The sequence below is a fragment of the Paenibacillus sp. B-A-8 genome, assembly GCF_048572915.1.
Lineage (GTDB): Bacteria > Bacillota > Bacilli > Paenibacillales > Paenibacillaceae > Paenibacillus_AQ.
On sequence record NZ_CP183882.1, the window covers coordinates 4,809,661 to 4,831,897 of the forward strand.

The window sequence follows — 22,237 nt, forward strand, 5'->3', positions numbered from 1 at the left end:
CTTTATGCTATTAACTTAAACTAAATCTAAAGGAGTTACTCATGCAACGTAATAAGTGGTTCAAAATCTTCATCTACGTCATGTTGTTCGCCATGATTGCCTCTACGCTCTTTATGGTTATCGAGCCTTTCCTTGCAGGTTAATATCTATACAAGGAACATTGATAATAGCGGCTAGGGATTCCCTTGCCGCTATTTGGCTTGCTTGTTTGTTCACTAATCAGCCTTAGCCATAGTGTCGAAGAACTCATCCTGCTCTTCATATGGAAAGTGTCTTAGGAAATAGGGGACCAATTCTCTGGCCACATCTTGAAGTTCAAAACGACGACCTGCACACTCCTCTAGGGAGGTTACTCCAAATTCGGTGATACCGCATGGAATAATTCCTTGAAAGCCGTGTCCAGATATTCCTTCAGAGATGTTAAAGGCAAACCCATGACTAGTAACAAACCCTCTTCGGAATTTGCTTTTGTTAAACTTGACACCAATGGCACAGATCTTCTCGTCGCCAACCCATACCCCTGTATACTCCGGCTTCCGTTCCCCTACAATTCCGTAGGATGCCAAATAATCAATAATTACTGCCTCCAGACTGCGCAAGTACCCGTGTAAATCTACCTTACCATCTTCACCGAGCATAAGGATCGGATAACCTACAAGCTGACCCGGTCCATGATATGTAATATCTCCTCCCCGGTCGATTTCAAACAGCTCAATTCCTTTTTCTTTGAGCTGCTCTTGATCTAGAAGAAGATGTTCGGGATGATTCTGTGAACCAATGGTATAGGTAGGAGGATGCTGCAAAAGAATCAGTCGTTCCGGTTGCTCACCAGCATCAATGGCGTGCACACTTTCCTTTTGCAGATCCCAAGCCTTTCCATACTCCATAATGGGGTCATATGATATCTGCAGCTTACGAATATCCGAATTATTCATACCGTCAGGTCCCCTTTTTCAGTCTCATGCCTGCACAGTTTGGCTCGTCATTATTTAGTAGAGTTTAGTATCCGGTGTATATCCTTCAATATTATCCTTGACGCGTTGTAAGAAACGGCCGCAAATTACTCCGTCCAGAATCCGATGATCCAGTGACAGACAGATATTAGCCATTGATCGCACACCTATCATATCGTTAATAACCACAGGTCTTTTCACAATCGATTCAAAGGTTAAGATCGCAGCCTGTGGATAGTTAATGATTGGATAAGATAGAATGGAGCCAAAAGAACCTGTGTTATTTACAGTGAAAGTCCCTCCCTGCAAATCTTCCAAGCTCAGTTTGCCTTCGCGGGTTTTTTGTGCCAATTCATCAATCTCACGAGCCAACCCGGCGACATTTTTCTGATCAGCCTTTTTAATCACAGGAGTGATAACCGAATCTTCTGTGCCTACCGCTAACGAGATATTGATATCACGTTTGACAATAATTTTGTCTACAGCCCAGACAGAGTTCATAATCGGGTAATCCTTAATCGCACTCACAACAGCCTTCATCATGAAAGCCAGATAGGTTAGATTGATACCTTCTTTACGCTTGAACTCATCCTTATGTTTATTGCGCAGTGCGACCAGATTAGTCACATCTACCTCAATCATTGTCCAAGCATGCGGAATCTCCGAGACACTTTGGCGCATTCTTGTAGCGATTGTATTCCGGATTGGTGTTACATCAATCAGGTATTCCGAACTGTTGCCTCGTCCACCCTCGACTTCAATTGTTGGAATACGAGGAGATTCGCTCAAATGTAGACCCGAATGGCGAAGAGGCTCTTCCGTCTTCTTCTTTTCGGCTTGAACGAACTGTGGAACAGGCGGTTGTGACACCACTGGGGCAGGTTGACTAGCAGAAATCGAAGCTGGAGATGTAGCTCCGCCACTTTCGATAAAGGCCAGCACATCCTTACGGGTAATCCGACCACCCATACCAGTACCCATAACTAAAGTCAGGTCGATGTTATGCTCAGCCGCCAAAGTCTGTACTGCGGGAGAATACCGCGCACGCATTGAATCGTTAGCAGTTGATGTAGCATTTTGTCCTGCAATATTATTAGACGAATTAGCTGCAACTGTGTTAGTCACGTTTGGAGCAGCAGATGTTGTCACAGGCACGGCAATACGGCAAATGACTTCGCCGACATTGACAACCTGGCCTTCTTCCGCTAATAGTTCACCCATAACTCCATCTATCGTTGAAGGCAATTCAGCATTTACCTTATCTGTAATAAGCTCACATAATGGTTCGTATTGCTCTACCGGATCACCCGGTTTCTTCAGCCATTTGCCGATCGTCGCCGATACTAGCGATTCCGCCAGCTGCGGCATGATCACGTCAGTCAACTTTTGGTTGTCAGACATCTTTTCACTCCTTAAAAGTTTTACGAAGCTTCGCTTATTAGAAATACTTCGCAGTAAAACTTGCATCGTAAGCATTCGCTTATGGTTTACGAAGTAAAACTTTCTTCGTAAGCATAATCTTAAGTTTTACGAAGCTTCGCTTCCACTTAACTATTTTAATATTGCGCCAATCGAAGCATTTCCGCCTTCACCTTTTCTTTGCTAAGCATGAAGAACTTCTCCATTGGTGGGCTGATTGGCATCGCCGGAACATCCGGACCACAAAGACGGAAGATCGGCGCGTCTAGTTCAAATAGACAATGTTCAGCGATAATCGCCGCCACTTCGCCGCCAATACCGCCCGTTTTATTATCCTCGTGCACAATAAGAACCTTCCCTGTCTCACGAGCAGCAGCTATGATCGCCTCACGATCAAGGGGCTGCAAGGTCCGCAGATCCAGAATATGCGCTGTAATGCCTTCTTCGCGCTCCAATTCTTCTGCTGCTTGCATCGCAAAATGCAATGGCAAACTATAACCAATAACCGTAATATCTGTTCCCTTGCGCAGCAGATTAGCTTCGCCAATTGGAACGATATAATCACCTTCTGGCACTTCTTCCTTGATCAGCTTATAGCACTTCTTGTTCTCGAAGAATAAAACCGGATCAGGGTCACGTACGGCTGCTTTCAATAGCCCTTTTGCATCGTAAGCAGAGTAAGGTGCGACAATCTTCAATCCTGGTGTACCGAAGAAAATCGATTCCGGGCACTGAGAATGGTACAGACCGCCGAATACACCGCCGCCGATAGGCGCACGAATGACAACCGGACAATTCCAATCGTTATTTGAACGATAGCGGATTTTGGCCGCTTCGCTAATGATTTGATTCGTTGCTGGAAGCATGAAATCAGAGTACTGCATTTCAGCAATAGGCTTCATACCATACATAGCTGCACCAATCGCCACACCAGCTATAGCCGATTCCGCTAACGGTGTATCTAGTACACGCTCTTCTCCGAACTGTTCTTGCAGACCTTTTGTTGTGGTAAATACGCCACCTTTGAGCCCCACGTCCTCGCCAAGCACAAACACGGATTCATCGCGTTCCATTTCTTCCTTCATAGCGAGCCGAATGGCATCGATATATTCCATTATAGCCATGGTTTATGCTCCTCCTTTCAGGTCGGAATCACTGTAAACATGCAGCAGTGTATCTTCCGGTTTCGGGAATGGAGCGTTGTCAGCATATTCGATAGCTGCTTTAAGCTCAAGATTGCATTCAGCAATAAGATCTTGTTCTTGCTCGTCACTCCAAAGTCCCAGACCGATCAGGTAATTGCGGAATCCTGCTACGCCGTCCTTCTTCCAGTTCTCATCAACCTCTTCTTTGGTCCGATAAGCCAAATCATTATCCGAGGTGGAGTGTGGAGATAAACGGTACATCATAGCTTCGATCAACGTAGGACCTTCCCCCGCAAGTGCTCTTTCCCGAGCTTCCTTAACGACACGATATACTTCCAGTGGATCATTGCCGTCTACACGCACACCTGGAAACCCATAACCCAGAGCACGGTCGCTGACCTTACCGCCCAGCTGTTTGTGAGCAGGAATAGAGATCGCGTACTGATTATTCTGACACATAATAATAACCGGCAGCTTATTCACTCCGGCAAAGTTACAAGCTTCATGAAAATCGCCTTGGTTGCTGGAGCCTTCTCCGAAGGTTACAAATGAGACGAACTTTTTCTTTTGCATTTTGGCCGCCAAAGCAAAACCAACCGCATGAGGGACCTGCGTGGTTACCGGACTTGAGCCTGTCACAATACGCAGACGCTTACTACCAAAGTGACCTGGCATTTGCCGCCCACCACTGTTTGGATCTTCTGCCTTTGCGAACACAGACAACATCAGTTCACGAGTAGTCATACCCACGGAGAGTACGAAAGCATAATCACGGTAATATGGTAAAAAATAATCATTCTGCCGGTCCAGCGCAAATGCTGCTGCTACCTGACCCGCCTCCTGGCCAATGCCGGAGACATGAAAGTTAATCTTGCCAGCGCGCTGAAGCAGCAGACTGCGCTCGTCGTATTTACGTGCGAGCAACATATATCTGTACATATCGATGACCTGGCCGTCACTTAGTCCAAGCTGCTTATGTCTGTTAATCGTTTCTACAGTATCTTGGGATTCCATAAAGAGATACCTCCTTATTCATAAAGCCTGAGTCTTACAGGATTTAAGACCAATTGTATCCTGATCTTAAAACCTGGTACTAAGACTTGGCTTGAGTTTATTATAATCCCTTTTTACCCAAAAAGAAAAGCTAAATCCCGATAGATCTTCCGTCTACTGCTAACATTGCTTCTCCAACGATCTCCGAAAGCGTAGGGTGAGCATGAATGGCCTCACCAATTTCCCAAGGTGTTGCATCAAGCAGTTGGGCTAGTGCCGCTTCTCCGATTAGATCCGTTACATGAGGACCAATCATCTGCACACCGAGAATATCTCCGCTGGTTCGATCCGCTACAACTTTAACAAACCCGTCCTTCTGACCGTATACAATCGCCTTGCCAATGGCTGAGAAAGGGAATTTTCCAGTCACCACATCATGTCCCAATGCCTTAGCTTCCTTCTCAGTGTGACCCACACTCGCTACTTCAGGACGTGTATAGACACAGCGCGGTACAAGATGTGTATGATAAGGATGAAGTCTCTCACCAGCGAGATGGTTGACCGCCATAATGCCTTCATGACTGGCCGCATGTGCTAATTGTAATCCACCGATACAGTCGCCAATCGCATAAATATGCGGTTCAGCTGTCTGCATACTAGCATTTACAGCGATAATTCCTTTGTCAAAGCGAATATCTGTATTTTCCAGGCCAATATTCTCGATATTTGCTACTCTGCCTACGGATACTAGCAGCTTTTCTGCGGATAAACTTTGAGTTTGCTCTCCCTTACGGGCATCGATCGTTATTCCATCCTCAGTTACCTTACAGGTTGCAGCATCTACTGTAGTTTCAGTTAGAACTTTAACGCCACGTTTTTTCAATAAGCGTTGCAGTTCTTTAGCTACTTCTTCATCCTCTTGAGGTAGTAACTGACCAGCAGCTTCAACTACCGTAACCTGTACTCCGAAATCGACAAGCATAGAGGCCCATTCCACCCCAATTACTCCGCCTCCAACAATAATGATGGAAGAAGGTAACTCGTCGAGCGTGAGTGCTTCATCACTGCTAAGAATAACTTTCCCGTCTGGTTCCAGACCAGGTAATACACGCGGACGAGATCCTGTAGCAATAATAAGATGGTTAGAGACCACTGTTTCCATTTCACCGTCTTCTAGTTCCACAGCAACAGCACCACTACGCGGGGAAAAAATAGAGGGACCCGTCACGCGCCCCTTGCCTTTAATAACTTGTATTTTATTTTTGCGCATCAAATATTGTACGCCCTGATGAAGTTGTTCAACTACCGCTTCCTTGCGCTTTTGTACTTTCGGGAATACAAGCTGTACACCGCTTGTCTCAATGCCATAGCTCTCGCTCTCATTGATTTCAGCATATACTTCTGCACTTCTGAGCAGCGATTTGCTAGGAATGCAGCCACGGTGCAGGCAGGTTCCTCCCAGTTTGTCCATTTCGATGACGACGACGGACTTACCAAGCTGTGCAGCGCGAATGGCTGCCACATATCCCCCGGTTCCTCCGCCAAGAATGGCCACGTCACATGAAATTGTCATGATATGTATCCTCCAGTCATTACACGTAAGTTCATTTTACATTGTATATTGTACTCTCTTTTTAGAGTATTACAAAACTTATAAACGTCATATCCAAATAGACTTTTTCTTACTAAAGCGTTATCATATGGTTGAATCTAATGGGCTAAGAGGGGTAGGAGACATTTATGAAACTGTTAATTTCACGCTTCATTGCCATCCTTATTCTTGTGTTTCCTGGTTTAATCGCAATGAAGGGCTTCTTAATGATGAAGGACGATATTTTTGATTATATCTCTATGCATGGCGATGACTCCGTTGTCCCAGATTTCGCTTGGCTTCACTTTGGCGGTGGTTTCCTTCTCTTTGCAGCAGGTATGACTTTCCTTGGGGGCTGGATTCTAGCAAGAGACCGCAAACGCAATTATGTTGGCCCTCGGTTCAAGGAGAAACAACAAGCGAAGCAAGCTGCAGCGCAAGAAACGATCTCCTAGGCAGCAAAATCCCCCTCTCATTGTACTTTGTACAATAGAATTCATTCCAAAGAAGGTTAAATCAAACCATCCAACAACTCCTTCGAATGCATAATGAATCTCCACACATTACATAAAGGCGAGAGTTCTCATGGACGCAACTTGCGCTTCCTTGAAAACTCCCGCCTTTTTATGCACAGCTTAAAGCCCAGCTTTATCAAGCGACTCTCTACGGCCACCCTGAACCAACTCGCTGTACAAGCCCCCTTGCTTCAACAACTCCTCATGAGAGCCCTGCTGCAATAATCTGCCCCCTTGAAGAACAAGAATTCGATCTGCAGCGCGGATGGTACCCAGTCTATGAGCAATAACGAAGCTGGTCCGTCCCTTCATCAACGCCTGTAGTCCTTCCTGAATCTTGATTTCGGTCACGGTATCGATACTGCTAGTGGCTTCATCAAGAACAAGCATGGAAGGGTTGGCAAGAATAGCCCTTGCAATGGATAGCAATTGCTTCTGTCCTTGGCTTATACCGCTGCCATCAGCAGAGAGCATTCGATCATAACCTTCCGGCATTCGGATAATAAAAGAATGAGCGTTAGCCAGCTTCGCCGCCGCTTCGACCTCCTCATCGGAAGCATCCAGTCTCCCGTAACGAATATTATCGCGGATGCTACCCTTGAACAAAAAGGAATCCTGCAACACAAACGCCATATGGCTCCTCAGGCTTTCACGCCGAATGGAAGTGATATCTAAGCCGTCCAACGTAATCTTTCCCTGGTTAGGATCATAGAAACGGGATAACAGTCCGATTAGAGTAGTTTTGCCGGCACCGGTAGGTCCTACTAAGGCAATCATCTCGCCAGGCTTCGCTTCAAAGCTAAGATCATGCAGTGTGTTAGAACTTCCGTCATATGAAAAAGATACATTTTCGAACTTCACTGCACCCTCAACTTTAACCAGCGAAGTGGCTGCACCTTCGTCTTTAGCTTCCGTCTCTTCGTCCAGCACCTCAAACACTCTCTCCGCTCCTGCAACCGCTGACAGCAGTGTATTCCACTGATTCGCTAAGTCGTTAAGAGGGCGAGTAAATTGACGCGTGTATTCAACAAATACGATAATCACTCCGACCGTTATTGCCCCACGGATCGCTAGCAGACCGCCAACTCCAGCAACAATAGCGAAGCTCAAATTATTAAGTCCATTCATCAGCTTAGGAATGAAGCCAGAAATCGACTGTGCCCAGTATCCAGAGAGCATAATTCGCTCATTGCGTTCATGAAAACCAGCGATGACCCGTTCCTCTTGTGAAAAAGCCTTGATAATCCGTTGACCGGATAACGTTTCTTCTATATAACCATTTAACTCACCCACATTGCGCTGACGTTCTTTAAAAAGCGGACCCGTACGCCGAGTAATCCAGCGCATGCCTAATAACATCAAAGGTACAACCAGGAATGTAAGCAGTGTCAGAAGAGGACTGAGCCACAGCATTACACCAACCGTTCCGAGCAACGTCAACACACTTGAAAAGATCTGAATAGCTGAGCTATTCAGTGTAGAGCTGACGTTCTCAATATCGTTGGTGAGGCGGCTCATAATTTCGCCCTGCTGTCTCCGGTTAAAAAATGAGATCGGCAAACGATGCAGATGAGAAAACAACTCCGTGCGCATCCGAAATACGGTCTCCTGAGCGATTTCGATCATCCAAATATTTTGCAGCCAAGATGTTAAAGAATAGAAAATGTACACACTAGCAAGGCTGATCAAAAAAATCGTCCACGAACGTCCGCCAGTGCCTTCCAGATAATCATCCACGGCTCTACCAATCATATAAGGCCCGAGCAGCGCTAAAGCCGAGCTGAAGACCACCATTAACAGAACGAGAAAAAGCTTAGCTTTACGCTCGGCAAGGTAGCTCCAAATCCGCATGAGCGTGCCGCCCCAATCCTTCGCCTTCGCTTTTGGCTTCCTTCCAGCTGCTGAACCAAGACTTCTTCCAGCTCCAAGCTCAATGACGGGTTTTGGGTGACGAAAGGGTTCAAGAATTGCTTTGAACATGCTGCTTCGCCTCCTCTACCTGTGATTCATAAATCTTGCGGTACAGCAGAGAGCTTGCCATAAGCTCCTCATGTGATCCCTTACCGATTAAGCGCCCTTCGTCCAACAGCAAAATTAAATCGGCAGATGCAGTTGAACTGATCTTTTGAGTAATCAGGAAGGTTGTACAAGAAATTTCTTTTAGTGCCTCCAGCAAAAGTCCTTCTGTCACAGCATCAAGCGCACTCGTGCTGTCATCGAGGATCAAAATAGCAGGCTTCCTCACAAGCGCCCGAGCAATGGTCAACCGCTGCTTTTGCCCACCAGACAGATTTACCCCTCGTTGACCAAGCATCGTGTCATAACCATTAGGCAATTCCATCACTGTTGCATGAATTTGAGCGGCAGACGCTGCGTGTTCGATTTGTTCCTGTGTGGCATGTTCATTGCCCCAAGCGATATTATCGCGGATCGATCCGCTGAAGAGCTGTACTTCTTGAGGAACGTAACCAATCGATCGCCGCAATCTTGAAATATCGATATCGCTGCTCTTTTGCCCATCAATGCTAATGATGCCGTCTGTCTCTTCGTATAAACGTGGGATGAGACCGACAAGAGAAGACTTTCCTGATCCGGTGGCTCCCATAATCGCTACTCGCTCACCAGCAGAAACTTCAAAAGTAATATCCTCAAGCACTGAAATGCTACTTTCAGGATACTTGAAGCTGATGCCTTCAAATTGAACATGTCCCTGTATCGGTTCGCTCTTTGCGGCTCCGCCTTCCTTAACTCCAGCGCCTGCTGACATCACTTCTGTAATACGCTGTGAGGAGGCGCGTGCCCTAGAAATTGTAACGACTAGCCCAGATATTGCTGACAATGCTCCAATGGTTCGTAAAGAGTAATTAATAACCGCAACGGTTTCTCCTAAAGTAGCATCCCCATTTGCAATCTCAATCCGTCCAAACCATAGGATCAGCATAATCGCTGCATTCACAATTAGCATAACAAATGGCATCGTCGTCTCGGTCAAACGCAGCGCAGATACCGTGGATCTCATCAAATTCCCGCTAAATACCGTGAAACGTCCAATCTCATGTCCCATGCGCACGAACACACGGATTAAGCGAATTCCTGTAAGATTCTCCTGAATTACTCCATTCACACCGTCTAGCCGATTTTGTACGTTGCGAAATAACAAAGAAGCTTTTCTCATGATGAAGTAAAGGAAGAGAAGCAACAAAGGTAGAGCTACAGTGAGAAATAATCCCAGCTTCACATGAACAACCAATGCCATAATCACACTGCCCACCACAACCAGTGGCACCCGTGTCATAAAGCGAAGGCTCATAAATATAGTGTCCTGCAGCTGCGATACATCGCCGGTCAGACGTGTGATCAGCGACGAGGTAGCAAACCGATTGAATACTTCATATGTAAAGGATTGTACCTTTTCATATAACTTGTCCCTAAGATCAAAAGCAAAGCTCTGACTCGCATGGGCAGCAAAAAAAGAACTTAACACTCCAGCTATAAACGCGACTACCGCGCTGCCGATCAATACACCGCCCCAGAGCCATACTACAGAGGAATTCTGTTCTTTAATGCCCTGGTCAATAATTTTGGAAATGAGTAAAGGCTGTGACAATTCCACCGCTAGTTCAATAAGCATCATCACTAGGGCAGCTATTGCAGCGACTTTATATTTTTTGAGAAAAGAGAAAATCAAACCCATTCGAATACCCTCTTTTTCTATTCGTACAGTGCATCCCTTAAACGAGTCGACATTGTGGAGGCCTGCCCAGTTTTCATTATTGCCCGCCGCAGCGCTTTATTGCTTCGATTCAATTCCACCAAATCTGCCATCATCTCTTCCAGCAAAGCCTCAGCCTCGATAGAAAGATTTCCATTTTGCTGAATCAGAGCTAACCGTTCCTTGTATTCGTCTATTTTTTCAGTCACACTTATTACTTCCTTTCCAATCACTTGATTCCTTTTATCATACCACATTCAAATCTATCGCAATGTTTTCACTGGATACAGCTGACACGAATATGATACTCTAATAAGGTCGCATTTTTAAGATTAGATAATTGGCTTATACGAAAGGATAGATGGAAGTGGCACAATTGTTTTTCAAATACGGAGCAATGAACAGCGGTAAATCTATTGAGATACTCAAGGTTGCGCATAATTATGAAGAGCAAGGGAAATCGGTGCTCATTTTCACTCCATCCATAGACGATCGGGACGAAGTTGGTTTTATCTCCTCCCGTATTGGGCTGCGGAAACAGGCCATACCCGTCGACGAGAATACCGATATTTATAATATCGTCAGCAGTAACCAGCCCAAACCCCACTGTGTGCTAATTGATGAATGTCAATTTCTAAGCAAGGACTGCATTCTTCAGCTAGTACGGATTGTAGATGAACTAGGCATTCCCGTTATGGCATTTGGACTTAAAAATGATTTCCAAAACCAGCTATTTGAAGGCAGCAAATACATGCTGATTTATGCTGATAAAATCGAGGAAATGAAGACTATTTGCTGGTTCTGCGAGCGCAAAGCAACGATGGCTCTAAGAGTAGAAAATGGTAAGCCTGTATACAGCGGTAAGCAAATCCAAATTGGTGGCAACGAAGCCTACTATCCAGTGTGCCGTAAATGTCACAAGAATCCACCACTATAAAAAATCTCCACAAGGCGAGGCTTTGCGGAGGACCCCAATATTTTCTTTAAGCTAAAAAAGCATTCCGAAGGCGCGTTAGCCTCAGGAATGCTTTTTTATATCTAACTCGCTTATACAAGATATCTTTCTTTAAGAATATTCAAATGATGAAGATCATGACCGATCATTAAGCAGGCCACCGCTCTCGCGGAGATAGCTCCATTGTTAACCGTTCCCATTCGAGTCCACGCTTCTTCCGGCAGAGTATCTAAAAGGGCTTGCGTTGACTCTCGGACAAGCTTGTAATGAGCCAGCAGCTTTTCTAAAGTGTGCGCATCGAAATTTGCGGTTAGTACGTAGTCCTTTTCCTCAAACCCCGCTAATGGTGTTGTATCTCCTCTTGCCACGCGCAATAAACGATAAGACATAATTCTTCCAGTATCCGCTAGATGGCCGACCATTTGCTTAATACTCCATTTGTCAGGAGCGTAACGATGCTCTCCTTGTTCTTCCGTAAGGTTCGAAATAAAACTACAAATCTCATCCGTCTGCTCTCTAAAAATAGTACAAATTTCCCCTTCTGTTGGTACTAAAGAGATATACTTTGACAGCTCATTCAAATACTCACTGCTCTCTGGACGTTGACCCATGTAGAAACTCCTCACATATTGAATTTTTTTGAAAAATATGGAGAAAAATCACGTGCTCATAGTTGTATTTTAGTTAATTATGTATGATACTTGCAATATTAAGATTTGTTAAACTAGTCATCGGGAGTGTCGGCATGCTTGATTTTATTCTCTTCATGGTTTTTTCAGGACTAGAAACCTATGCTATTTTCTTTTTAGCTTTTAAAATCTTCAAAATTGATCTCTTTCATAAGGAGATGGTGTTCGGAAGTTTTGTAATGGGGTTTTTCTCCTATTCACTTCGGACGAACTATGACCTATTTCAATTAGATATTTTCTCACAATATGCACTAATGTTTTTCTTTATGTGGCTGTTGTTCCGAATTCATCCCTTTTATGCCTCCATACTGACCGGGATGGCTTATCAAGCATATTCCGTGATTCAAACCTCTCTATATTATTTTTTAAACTTTGTAATCAAGTTTCCTTTAGACTCTTCCAACTCTGTTTCTATCAATATATTTATACTTCAAGTTTTATCAGCTTTGGCTGCCATAGGTATTGGTGTGTATATGCGCCGAAAACGTAAAGGATTTGATTTTGTACCCGATAAACCTGATATAAAAATAAAACCGAGTACGAGCGAAAAAATACTATTTGCTCTGAATCTTCCTGCTCTATTTCTAATCGCTTCCGTTTCGTTATTTTTTCAGTCAAGCTATTTTCTTCTAATCCCTATTGGTTATGGGGTTATATTATGGGGATATTTGTACTTATCCTATAAAAAGGATAGAAATGACCATGAATCATTTAGCATTTAGAATCGTTTCGGCCATAAAAAAAACAAACCCTGAGCAAACTCATTCCATAGAAGTAATGCAGTATGCACTGAGTATTATTTTGAATACTTTATTCATTATTACAGTTTCCCTTCTTATAGGGGGCTTTACAGGGCAATTAATGGGAACATTGATCGCGCTTCTAAGTTTTGGATTGCTAAGGATTTGTTCTGGCGGAGCCCATTTGAAAACTGCAACAGCCTGTAATATAACGTCCATTTTCATATGTTCGTTAATCCCCCATCTTACATTCCTTGCACATAGTTATTTGCTCTGGATTAATCTATTTAGTATGATTTCAATGATCTTATTTGCTCCGAATCCAGATCGAAATGCACAACTCTCTAAAGACTGGTACCTAGGTTTGAAAATGTTATCCATCCTGTTAGTGCTCGCAAATTTTTGGATTAACTCGTCTGTCATCGGTCTGGCTTTTTTCATCCAGTCCTTAACAGTAATCATTCCTTTACAAGGGAGGTCTAGTAGATGAAGAAAACGCTCGCTCGTGTTGCTTCTAGTGCGCTTGGCATGTCCGCTCTTGTCTTTGCAACAATAATCAAGCCTTACATTCACAGTCCAGAAATTCCAAAAGAATTGCGTAAGTAATTAAACAAGGATGGGGAAAAGATGCGTGTCTTACAGAAAGACGGTTCCTCCTGTGATATTCTGGAGGAAGAAATATTGTATTTCTCGAATTATAAGAATACAATATTCGTCCATACGAAAGAAGGCGAATTTGTTCTCCCCACCACTCTTTCCGATCTTTTCACAGCGTATGAGGGTAAGGGATTTAAACGCCTTGACCGCAGCAATGTAGTCAATATTAACAACATCGAAGGCTATGATTCCGAACGAAAAATCGTTTATTTTAATCATGGCGAGCAGTTTGCAACTGTTTCGGAGTCCAATGAACCTCGCCTAAAAAAGTACTTATCTACTCTAAAGAAAGACTCCGATTAAAAAGATCCCGGCATGTCTCTACATGTCGGGATCTTTTTTTATTTATTAAAATTTAAAGCAATCCATCCTATAATCGCACAAAAAAAGAGATTATGCCATAATTATCCTCAGATGTAAAGATAAATTCGTAAGATGAATGACAGGGGACGGATTGTATTCCAAATGATACCATATAGATAAATGCGAAATAAAAACAAACATATGATGGAGGAACCAAATGAATTACTATTTTCATCCCTCACCTCGCCCCTCATCTCTTGAATCGATATCTGATGAAGAATTACTTAACATCTATGCGTTAGCGGTTGAGGCACAAGCTTTACCAGATTTCATTGAGATTGTTAAAGAGATCTTAGACAGTAGAGATCTCATACATTCTAAAGAAATATAACATCCCCGACACGAATTCATTCGCTTATTGTGCGCAATTATATAATTTCCCATGACTTCTACTCCGAGTGCTCTCTGTTTTGTCTTCATGTTAACTTCATCAACATAAAGAAGGTAGAGCCTCTAATGGCCCTACCTTCTTTGTTTGAAACAAGGATTACTCCATCTAAATAGAATAGTCCCTACTCCGTAATTTCAGTTTTAAATACATTTTCCAATTTTCCGCCAAGTCTCTTCTTCAATGGAACTTTAATATCTCTACCCAGCTCTTTGAAAAAGGTTTCTACATCACATTTTACATTTTTAGCAGTCGCGATCACTGCGCCATCACCAACAATATTTTGATTCTCGTCAAGAGGAACATCAACTTCGATATCATACTTTTTGGATAATGTCTTGATGTATCGTGCGAAGATCTCCAGCAATTCCTCGTTATTAAAATTCTCTATAGCGACTTTTCCCTTGCTGGTAAACTTCATGTTAATTTTCATTATTAATATCCCCTTTTCTGTCAAACCATTTTTAGTTGTTAGTTTATGGATCAAGATGAATAGATGGCTGCAAGAAAGGGCAACATTATTCATTTTTGAGATCATTTATGAAACATACATTATTTATAAGCACCCTTTATTTGTTGTACTTTAAATTGTGTAAATTCTTTGAGCGCTTGTATGACCTGATCCTGTTCTTCTTCCTTCAGCTCATAAACGCACTCCCGTAACCACTCGCCAAATAGAAAGGCTTGACGCCCTTTCCGAGGGCTCTTTCTTAAGGAGTCGAGGCAACCCTCAAACTTATCGTTCAGGACGTCAGTAAGATTGTATTTCTCAATCTTCTCTATTACCATTCCTGCCCCATATTCGGTTTCATAAACTATGACTTCATTAGAATCAAAGGAAACATAAGAAGTTTCTTTACCTTCCTTTGCCCTGAATTCCTTAAGCTTGTTAAAGGCCGTCTCATAAATGTAGTCTTGAGACTGCTTAAGCTGCGGCAGTTCATAACCATGCTTCAAGGTCTTGATATATTCAATATCAGGCATATAGTCTGCCAAATGATACATCCGATTCTTCAGATCTGTTCCAAGCGCTTCAATGATCTTGTCCAGATTGTCTTTAAGCGGAATGCTCTCTCCACGTTCGATCTTGCTAAGCTGTGAGTAGCTAATACCGCTCTTTTCTTCCAGTCCTCTTAAGGTTAACCCTCTCGTTTTTCTGATGTGCCGAATGAAATTACCCAGCTCATCGGGATAGTTCTCAAAATCATTCATGGGAGTCACCTCCCTACTATCATAACACAACATAACAATTTGTGTTGGCTTATAACAATTAATCCTAGCATTTACTTGCTTCTGAAGGGTAATTCCCACTATTCAATAACCAATATAACCCTCATGTCACAAAAACAGGATAAGAATAGGTGATCGTCTTCCAGGTTTTGGATTATGTTCTCGGGTTGGAAAATCAAACGTATCTGACTGTTGAGACCTTATTAGCTGATTTCTGCTTTTTCGCTCACCTAAGGGACTCAGATGCAGCTATTCATTAAAATATACGGCGAGCCGGTTCAAAAATATGACAATAAGAACTGTGGAGTCCGAAAACTAAAAAAAAATGGACCAAAAAACAGCCAGTCCCCAATTTTCTGAGACTGGCCAAAATCATTACTACATAACATTCAACAAGTTGATGATCATCTGTGCACTTTCGGCACGAGTGCCATTTTGTTTCGGAGCAAATTGCCCTTCCCCACGTCCTTGCATCAATCCATGTCTGAGCACCTCGCTGATAGCCTCTTGAGCCCATTTCGGAGTAGCAGCAATATCTTTAAATGCCATACCGTTAAGACTATCGACAGCTACTGTTTTCTTGGCGTAAGCATATGCACGAGCCAGCATCGCAGCCATCTCTTGACGAGAAATCTTAGCATCTGGTTCAAACTGTAAAGAATTCTGGCCAGTAACAATTCCAGCTTGTCTCGCTAAGCCTACGGCTTCGGCATACCATTTGTCCGAAGCTACATCGGCGAATACGGCTTCCGTTTGACCTTTCAGCCCAAGTACGCGAACTAGCATCGCAGTAAATTCAGCACGTGTAACCGATCTGTTGGGATCAAAATGATCCGCTGTTACGCCCTGTACAAGCTGCTTAGCTGCGAGCTGTTTCACAGTAAGGAATGCCCAATGATCGGTTTTCAGATCACTAAAATCCTTGTCGTATTCTAATAATGCATATTTACTAAAATGACTGATAGGAGCAACAATATAACCTTCCAACCAATTACTATTCATATACTCCAAATTACCAGTATCATCAATGTGATAAATTCCTAATAAACGTCGATCTACATTCGCGTCAACCTTAAATGAAATCGTGATCGGCTCTGCAAACTGACTTAACCTGAAGCTCTTTCCTTGTTCAGTTATCATGCTAAGCGACCATTCCCGCATATCACTTATCACTCTCAATTGTGCACCCGCAAGTGTTCCTGCACGATTAATCAGTTCCGCTGCTGCATCGCTAGCTACTGAATTCAATTGAAGTGAAATCTTACTTTCGGCATTGATTCCAGCAGGGTCCTGCTTACTTAGATCCGCCAATACCCTCACAGGGATAATAACCGTCAATTCCTTCGTAACCACTCTGAGGGATGCACTGCCAAGTAGTTCAACCGCATTCCCTGGCAAGAGTAATCCCGTTACCACTTCGTCAATGGAAACCACAACTTCACCTTGTGCATTCTTGTTCGCTGACAACTGAGATTCTGTTATCGTTACAATTCCCACTTGTGCAGATGCCGACGGTGTTGGTGAGGATGTAGGCGTTGGTGTCACCATAGGTCCCGGCACCCAGCCACCTGGCGTTGGTGTTGGTGTTGGTGTTGTCCCTGGTGAACCTTCTGTCACTGTCAATTCATAATCAGTACTTAACCCGTTATAAACAGCACTGACTTTTGTTGTACCGACAGTTAGAGCATGAAGTTCTCCTGTCTCACTAATCATGGCAACGTCATGATCAGAAGTATCATATTTTACGCCTTCGATCAATTTTAGCGTGCTGCCATCACTGTACACAGCCTGAACGACAACAGAGCCTTTACTACCCAGCTCCAACGAATCCGGCCCTTTAATCGCGATTCCTGTTAGCTCAGAAGCCACATCCGTTGTTACGACAAGGTTGTACTCCGATGAGAACTCTCTATAGGTAACTGCAATTACTGATGTACCTTCCTTATAGGTCTGAATCAAGCCCTGATCGTTGATTGTAGCAACATTCTCATTTGAGCTGGAATAATGAAGTCCATCTAATATCGGGATACGTTTACCTGACGCATAAACGGCTTCGGTTACCGTTTGATCAGCTTCTTCCAGTTTAAGCTCTCTTTTGCCCTGAAGCTTAATAGATTGCAGAACATCTACGTTTATCGTACTCTCCGCATAAATATTCGGGTAACCTTCCACTGCAACTCTTACCCTAGCTATACCTGGCTTCAACGCTGTGACCAGGCCGCTCTCATTTACAGTGACCACTGATTCAGTAGTGTCAGAAACGATGGACCAAATCTTTTTTAGATGATTAGCCTGTTCTGGTTGAACCTTAGCTTGCAGTTGAATGCTAGCACCAGGTTCAAGCTCTACAGTGGTTTGATCCAGCGCAATAGATTCTAGAACAATTTTCCCGATTACTAGACGGTCAATTTCCACACCATCAACCGTTCTTGCAGTAACCGTAATCTCATTCTCGGCAATCTCAACAGCGGTATAAATTTGTTCATCCTCATCATATATTTTTTCCTGCCAAAAACGTGGCGTCAACGCATAGAACTTAGGACCCGAGGAACCTCCGATCACATATCGAGTACCTTCGCCTTCCGCTACCTGCTTACCATCCTTCATCGGAAAAGTTCGTAAGTAAATATGATCATGGCCATTCATAACAAGATCCACATTATGCTTATCAAACACTGGTACCCACTTTGCTTGCACCTGCTCATTAGAGTAGATGCTGCCGTAGGGACCTTGATGGAAAAAGATCACCTTCCACTTTTTATCTGTAGCTGAAAGATCCTGATCCAGCCACTCTGCCTGTTCTGCAAACGGACTACCTGAATGTTCTGTATTCATGACCACAAAGTGAGTATCCTTCACATCAAAGGAATAGTTCGTCCCTTTCACACTCGCTGCACCATTTTGCGGATTATTGAATTGTGCTAGGTAATCCCCGTCTCCATTCGTTCCCATCACTTCATGGTTCCCGATAATCGGGACAAGTGTGGTATTCAGGAGCTGTTGCTGCGCAGCATCGAACCACCAATTCCACTGCTCTTGTTCAAATCCTTTATCCACCATGTCACCTGCATGAACTAGCATCTCTGCATCTGGCATGTAGGCAAAAGCAGCCTGAATCGTATTTCCCCAAAGACCAAAACCTGCTTTCGAGTCAGCTTGGGAATCACCGATGAACAGGAATTTTGTAGAAGTGCTCTCCCCCCCGCTTGTAACGAAGGTTCCTTGCGCACTTACATTTAACTTGCCATCCCCCACACGATATACATATTCCGTTCCAGGGGTAAGCCCTACTGCCTCCGCTTTGTGAACTCGCATTGTTCCGTCATTGTTAGTGTTGTAGATCGAACTGCTGCCAGTTATTTTTATTACATTTTCGGCTTGAAAGCTCGTGAAATCTGCTTTTTTCACAAGTTCAACTACAGTGTCCCTGGTTAACGGTTCGGTTTGCCAAGTGAACTGACGGGAGGTTGCTGCATCGAGTCCCATCGTAACATTCACATTCCGCGGAGCAGTTGTCCCGTCGTATGGAGCAACTCTGAATGTCATTACAGGACTGTAGATATTCCCCTTCACTGTCTGTAATTTAAACGCTCCTTCTGCAGAAGTAACGGAAGCCGTTGAAAGTATTCCGTTTGCCCCTGAGACTGCTCCTTGTACCTCCATACCATCAATCAGTAGTGAAGCACCCTCAACGCCATTGCCACTCAAATCCTTTACCGAAAAAGAAGCATCAAAGCCTTTGGCTATATCGTAATGATTCCAAGTGAGCATTAACTGTGTCTTCACCACAGATTCAACAGCTGCCCCAACAAAAGAAATAGGGATTCCCGTACCCTCCGTAGAGGTTACAGAACCGGATGTATTCTCAATTACAAACGGTTTACTGATGTCTCCAGCCAACTGTTCTTGTGTATAGGGACCCAAATAATCATTTCGAACTGTGTATTGAATTTGGCCGATGAGATCTTTATCACCAAGATTAGAGCTATTTATGTCGCTTAAGGTAAGGCGTACAGTTCCCAGTACCGGATCAATAAGTGATGCCATTTGGGCTTCTGTTACCTTACTCCCCCGAATCACCTGCAAATCTTTAACTGCAGCAGGATTAAAAGCAAACGTAAGATTTCCTTCCTTCAGCTTGTTAGCCTTCTCCGCGGTTACATCCAAAGTGTATGTGCTGCCGGCGTATACTACTTCTGGCGTTTTGTATACATAGAATGGTGATCCTAGATTCACAGTAAAATACCATTCTTTTATTGTCTGATTACCGCTCATATCGCGAATAGCTACTTTTACTTTATGTCTACCTTCAGTTAGCGGAATCTTAGGTTTATAAGTAATTTGTCCCTTTGGTGGATAAAATCCATGCTCTACTAATTGATCATCTACAAAAACCCGAGTCTTTGCAGGATCAATTAAGGTCGTTCCTGGATGGGCTACAGGATCATAACCATCATCCTCACCATTGATAGAAAGGGTTGGCGTAGCTGTTTTTACAATTTCGTTCACACCAGGATAAGCATCTTTAAGCACTGGAGGTGTTCTATCTTCCTCTAGCGGACCATAAATGGCGCGAATATCATCTACGTAAATAGCACCTTCACTCTTATTAAGATTACTGGTCTCCATATAGCGAACAGGCATATCCATCGTTAAAGGTGTGGCTTTTCCCTTGGGAACGGAGACTTCAACGTATTTCCATCCGGTCCAATTCACACCGTTCACCTGATCCGTAAAATCCACAGGCACCGCTGCATTATTGCCATCACGAATCTGTCCTCGCAGCCAGTGCTTTTTGCCATCTCCATAAATCCACATACTGATTTTCTCAGGATAACCCGGAATTTGAATTCGATTTCCGGTTGAACTCGCAGCTACATATGCTCCAGATGTACCTGTCTTCCCCACAAAATCATATTCCAGCTTCAAGGCTTTATCCCCACTGCGGACAAAATCCTGATCTGTTACTTCTAGAAGCTTCACACTGTTGGCAGCAGCACTGGAAGCTACATATTTATTGATTCCACTCTCAAAATCCTCCAGCATTACTGGTGGTAATCCAACATTAACTTCAAATGATGTCTCTACATTGCCGTATTTAGCGATAATCTTACCATTCTTTCCGTTCTCGCTCGTCGCTTGAAACAGACCATTCTTGTCCACTGTCCCGATCTCGCCTTCAACTCGCCACTCGAAGCTATGATTATCTGCTTGAATAACCTGTCCATTCCGAAGAGCTTTTATGGTCAATGGTGCAGTAGCACCTGAAGAATACGTTTTGATTACATCAGGAAATTTAAGCTCTGTGAGCTTATCCACCACTTCGATTTCGCCGCTGCCTTTGACCGCATCAGCTTCTACAGTCACCTTTCCGGTTCCGGCGGAGGTTCCTGCTGTTAAGACTCCATTTCCGTCAATGGTTCCAAGACCGTCATCCACCTGCCAATTCACCGTTCCTGAATACGGAGCTGGATGTCCATTCTCATCCACGCCTGCGGTTTTGAATGCAAAGGTTGAGCCTTGTAAAATACGTTCCGTATTCGGCTGCACAACCAGCTTAGAAGCTGCAGATTGCTCAGGAGCTGTGTTGACGATAAGCAAACCGTTGCCGGTTTTACGTTCGTAGCCATCCGAGCCCTGGTTCATCATTTTAACGCCGGTAGTACCTGGCATTCTGGCAACAAAGGTAGATGAACCGCCACCATCTAGATTCATGGCGTTAATAACGCCCATATCTTTCATTATTTTTCCCAGTTCATCGGTATCTACGCCTTCACTAAAGCCCGGTGATCTTCCATCTACTTCGAAAAGAACGATGCTGCCATCCGCTTTTGTACCAATGGCAGTACGTGGATGAATACCTAAAGGCCCTACACCTTGTTGAACTACTCCGTCCTTCACCAGCGGTCCTTCACCGCCGATTGCTACTTTGACTTCATTCCATTCTCCACTTAGCGCAAAGCTTGCAGTAACACTATCACCAACCGATAACCCCTGCAAAACAGCACGAGATGTCCCATTAGCAGACAAAACCACCTTTCCTTGGGAAAGCGGCGTATTGCCTTGATTGTTACGGATTTCAGACACCTTCAGCTTCAAGGTCTGACCGCTTTTCACTTCTCCTTCGACAATATCTAGAACAACCTCGTCACCCTCATTGGTCGACTTTGTAGTTGTATTATAATTTTCCGTATAGAGAACCAGCTCATTTGTATTTCGATAACGGTTGATACTGGTTAGATTAGTCGTTTTTCCGTTTATCGTAATGTTTTTAGTTAACTTCGGCACACCATAAATCGAGCTGCCGTCTTCTTTTAAACCGAAGGTAAAAGCTGAGATCGAACTGTTCAGAATCACACCCTCATCCATAAACAATCCGTTAGGAACACCCGTGGCAAAACCGGAGATTTCATAAAAATCACCATTAACCCCTGCTATTACACGGTTTCCAGGCGTATCCGCATAAGATGCCATTTCCGTTACACCCTTCATGCCATAAACCTTTCCATCCTTCGTGCCCGCCCGCAGCTCTAAGTTAGGATTTTGCGGGTTAAACTCGACAGCATGAACCTTTTGCAAACCACGTTCATTTTGAAGATCCATCCAGGTATACATCGCCTCAGGTGCCAGCTCCGTCTTACGAACATCAATAACAGTACCATATTCTGTAGCAGGTAAATCTGAAATGGAAGCGTGAACAAATGCCCCCGGCTGCAACAACGAAATCAACAAAACAAAAATAACTACCACATTAATTTGCCTTAAATACCTTCTCACTGTGTTGACATCCTCCCCACTTGGCTGTCCTAATGACGATCTGAGCTTGGACAACATCATAGGGTTTATATTAACTAGGAAGCGTAAAGGTTAAATTAAATTTACCAAGG

General features: G+C 43.7%; 20 protein-coding genes. 8 read left to right on the forward strand and 12 right to left on the reverse strand.

Annotated features, from left to right (window positions below):
- Positions 1-41: 41 nt before the first annotated feature.
- Entirely contained in the window at positions 42-143 is a 102-nt protein-coding gene (prli42, locus tag ACN6MV_RS21675) for a stressosome-associated protein Prli42 (RefSeq protein WP_094872112.1), read from the forward strand.
- A 72-nt stretch (positions 144-215) separates the two neighbouring features.
- Here prli42 and lipB read toward each other — a convergent pair whose 3' ends face one another.
- The 5 genes from lipB to lpdA form a co-directional block, all read right to left on the reverse strand.
- The gene (gene lipB / locus ACN6MV_RS21680; RefSeq protein WP_042129756.1) at positions 216-935 is read right to left on the reverse strand and encodes a lipoyl(octanoyl) transferase LipB; all 720 of its coding nucleotides are present in this window, start codon (positions 933-935) and stop codon (positions 216-218) included.
- 54 nt (positions 936-989) lie between these two features.
- Positions 990-2,354 carry a dihydrolipoamide acetyltransferase family protein gene (locus ACN6MV_RS21685; protein ID WP_419884804.1) on the reverse strand — a complete coding sequence of 455 codons (1,365 nt, stop codon included), beginning with the start codon at positions 2,352-2,354 and terminating at the stop codon, positions 990-992.
- Between the two features lie 155 nt (positions 2,355-2,509).
- A complete protein-coding gene (locus ACN6MV_RS21690) occupies positions 2,510-3,496 on the reverse strand; it encodes an alpha-ketoacid dehydrogenase subunit beta (protein WP_042129758.1) in 987 nt (328 codons plus the stop codon).
- A 3-nt stretch (positions 3,497-3,499) separates the two neighbouring features.
- Positions 3,500-4,531, reverse strand: coding sequence for a thiamine pyrophosphate-dependent dehydrogenase E1 component subunit alpha (locus tag ACN6MV_RS21695; RefSeq protein WP_042190387.1), 1,032 nt, complete (start codon positions 4,529-4,531; stop codon positions 3,500-3,502).
- Positions 4,532-4,661: 130 nt separating this feature from the next.
- The gene (gene lpdA / locus ACN6MV_RS21700; RefSeq protein WP_042129762.1) at positions 4,662-6,083 is read right to left on the reverse strand and encodes a dihydrolipoyl dehydrogenase; all 1,422 of its coding nucleotides are present in this window, start codon (positions 6,081-6,083) and stop codon (positions 4,662-4,664) included.
- 167 nt (positions 6,084-6,250) lie between these two features.
- Between lpdA and ACN6MV_RS21705 the strand changes: the two genes are divergently transcribed.
- Positions 6,251-6,556, forward strand: coding sequence for a DUF2627 domain-containing protein (locus ACN6MV_RS21705; RefSeq protein ID WP_042129764.1), 306 nt, complete (start codon positions 6,251-6,253; stop codon positions 6,554-6,556).
- Positions 6,557-6,736: 180 nt separating this feature from the next.
- Here ACN6MV_RS21705 and ACN6MV_RS21710 read toward each other — a convergent pair whose 3' ends face one another.
- Genes ACN6MV_RS21710 through ACN6MV_RS21720 form a run of 3 tightly spaced genes read right to left on the reverse strand, consistent with a single transcriptional unit; the run spans position 6,737 to position 10,537 of the window.
- The gene (locus tag ACN6MV_RS21710; RefSeq protein WP_419884805.1) at positions 6,737-8,596 is read right to left on the reverse strand and encodes an ABC transporter ATP-binding protein; all 1,860 of its coding nucleotides are present in this window, start codon (positions 8,594-8,596) and stop codon (positions 6,737-6,739) included.
- A complete protein-coding gene (locus ACN6MV_RS21715) occupies positions 8,577-10,310 on the reverse strand; it encodes an ABC transporter ATP-binding protein (protein WP_419884806.1) in 1,734 nt (577 codons plus the stop codon). Before ACN6MV_RS21715 ends, ACN6MV_RS21710 begins: the two co-directional genes overlap by 20 nt.
- Before the next feature lie 17 nt (positions 10,311-10,327).
- Positions 10,328-10,537 carry a hypothetical protein gene (locus ACN6MV_RS21720; protein ID WP_042129770.1) on the reverse strand — a complete coding sequence of 70 codons (210 nt, stop codon included), beginning with the start codon at positions 10,535-10,537 and terminating at the stop codon, positions 10,328-10,330.
- A 158-nt stretch (positions 10,538-10,695) separates the two neighbouring features.
- On the opposite strand from ACN6MV_RS21720, the gene ACN6MV_RS21725 reads away from it, so the two are divergent.
- Positions 10,696-11,265: a thymidine kinase gene (locus tag ACN6MV_RS21725; RefSeq protein ID WP_042129772.1), complete on the forward strand. Its 570-nt coding sequence runs from the start codon at positions 10,696-10,698 to the stop codon at positions 11,263-11,265.
- 110 nt (positions 11,266-11,375) lie between these two features.
- On the opposite strand, the gene ACN6MV_RS21730 is transcribed toward ACN6MV_RS21725, so the two are convergent.
- Positions 11,376-11,894: a DinB family protein gene (locus ACN6MV_RS21730; protein WP_042129774.1), complete on the reverse strand. Its 519-nt coding sequence runs from the start codon at positions 11,892-11,894 to the stop codon at positions 11,376-11,378.
- A gap of 134 nt (positions 11,895-12,028) precedes the next feature.
- On the opposite strand from ACN6MV_RS21730, the gene ACN6MV_RS21735 reads away from it, so the two are divergent.
- The 5 genes from ACN6MV_RS21735 to sda all read left to right on the forward strand — a co-directional run bounded on the left by ACN6MV_RS21735 (position 12,029) and on the right by sda (position 14,063).
- The gene (locus ACN6MV_RS21735) at positions 12,029-12,694 is read left to right on the forward strand and encodes a hypothetical protein (protein WP_419884807.1); all 666 of its coding nucleotides are present in this window, start codon (positions 12,029-12,031) and stop codon (positions 12,692-12,694) included.
- Positions 12,675-13,202 carry an accessory gene regulator ArgB-like protein gene (locus ACN6MV_RS21740; RefSeq protein WP_419884808.1) on the forward strand — a complete coding sequence of 176 codons (528 nt, stop codon included), beginning with the start codon at positions 12,675-12,677 and terminating at the stop codon, positions 13,200-13,202. Before ACN6MV_RS21735 ends, ACN6MV_RS21740 begins: the two co-directional genes overlap by 20 nt.
- Complete coding sequence (locus ACN6MV_RS21745) at positions 13,199-13,318, forward strand: cyclic lactone autoinducer peptide (protein WP_139328656.1); 120 nt, start codon at positions 13,199-13,201, stop codon at positions 13,316-13,318. The genes ACN6MV_RS21740 and ACN6MV_RS21745 overlap by 4 nt, the downstream gene beginning before the upstream one ends.
- A 21-nt stretch (positions 13,319-13,339) precedes the next feature.
- Positions 13,340-13,672 carry a LytTR family DNA-binding domain-containing protein gene (locus ACN6MV_RS21750; RefSeq protein ID WP_052414675.1) on the forward strand — a complete coding sequence of 111 codons (333 nt, stop codon included), beginning with the start codon at positions 13,340-13,342 and terminating at the stop codon, positions 13,670-13,672.
- Between the two features lie 217 nt (positions 13,673-13,889).
- A complete protein-coding gene (gene sda / locus ACN6MV_RS21755) occupies positions 13,890-14,063 on the forward strand; it encodes a sporulation histidine kinase inhibitor Sda (protein WP_081390100.1) in 174 nt (57 codons plus the stop codon).
- A 181-nt stretch (positions 14,064-14,244) separates the two neighbouring features.
- Here sda and ACN6MV_RS21760 read toward each other — a convergent pair whose 3' ends face one another.
- The 3 genes from ACN6MV_RS21760 to ACN6MV_RS21770 all read right to left on the reverse strand — a co-directional run bounded on the left by ACN6MV_RS21760 (position 14,245) and on the right by ACN6MV_RS21770 (position 22,127).
- Positions 14,245-14,553, reverse strand: a complete 309-nt coding sequence (locus ACN6MV_RS21760; protein ID WP_042129778.1) for a hypothetical protein — start codon at positions 14,551-14,553, stop codon at positions 14,245-14,247.
- Between the two features lie 119 nt (positions 14,554-14,672).
- Complete coding sequence (locus ACN6MV_RS21765; protein ID WP_042190416.1) at positions 14,673-15,332, reverse strand: helix-turn-helix domain-containing protein; 660 nt, start codon at positions 15,330-15,332, stop codon at positions 14,673-14,675.
- 396 nt (positions 15,333-15,728) lie between these two features.
- Positions 15,729-22,127 (reverse strand): phosphodiester glycosidase family protein, encoded by a 6,399-nt coding sequence (locus ACN6MV_RS21770; RefSeq protein WP_419884809.1) that lies wholly within the window; start codon positions 22,125-22,127, stop codon positions 15,729-15,731.
- Positions 22,128-22,237: the final 110 nt, after the last annotated feature.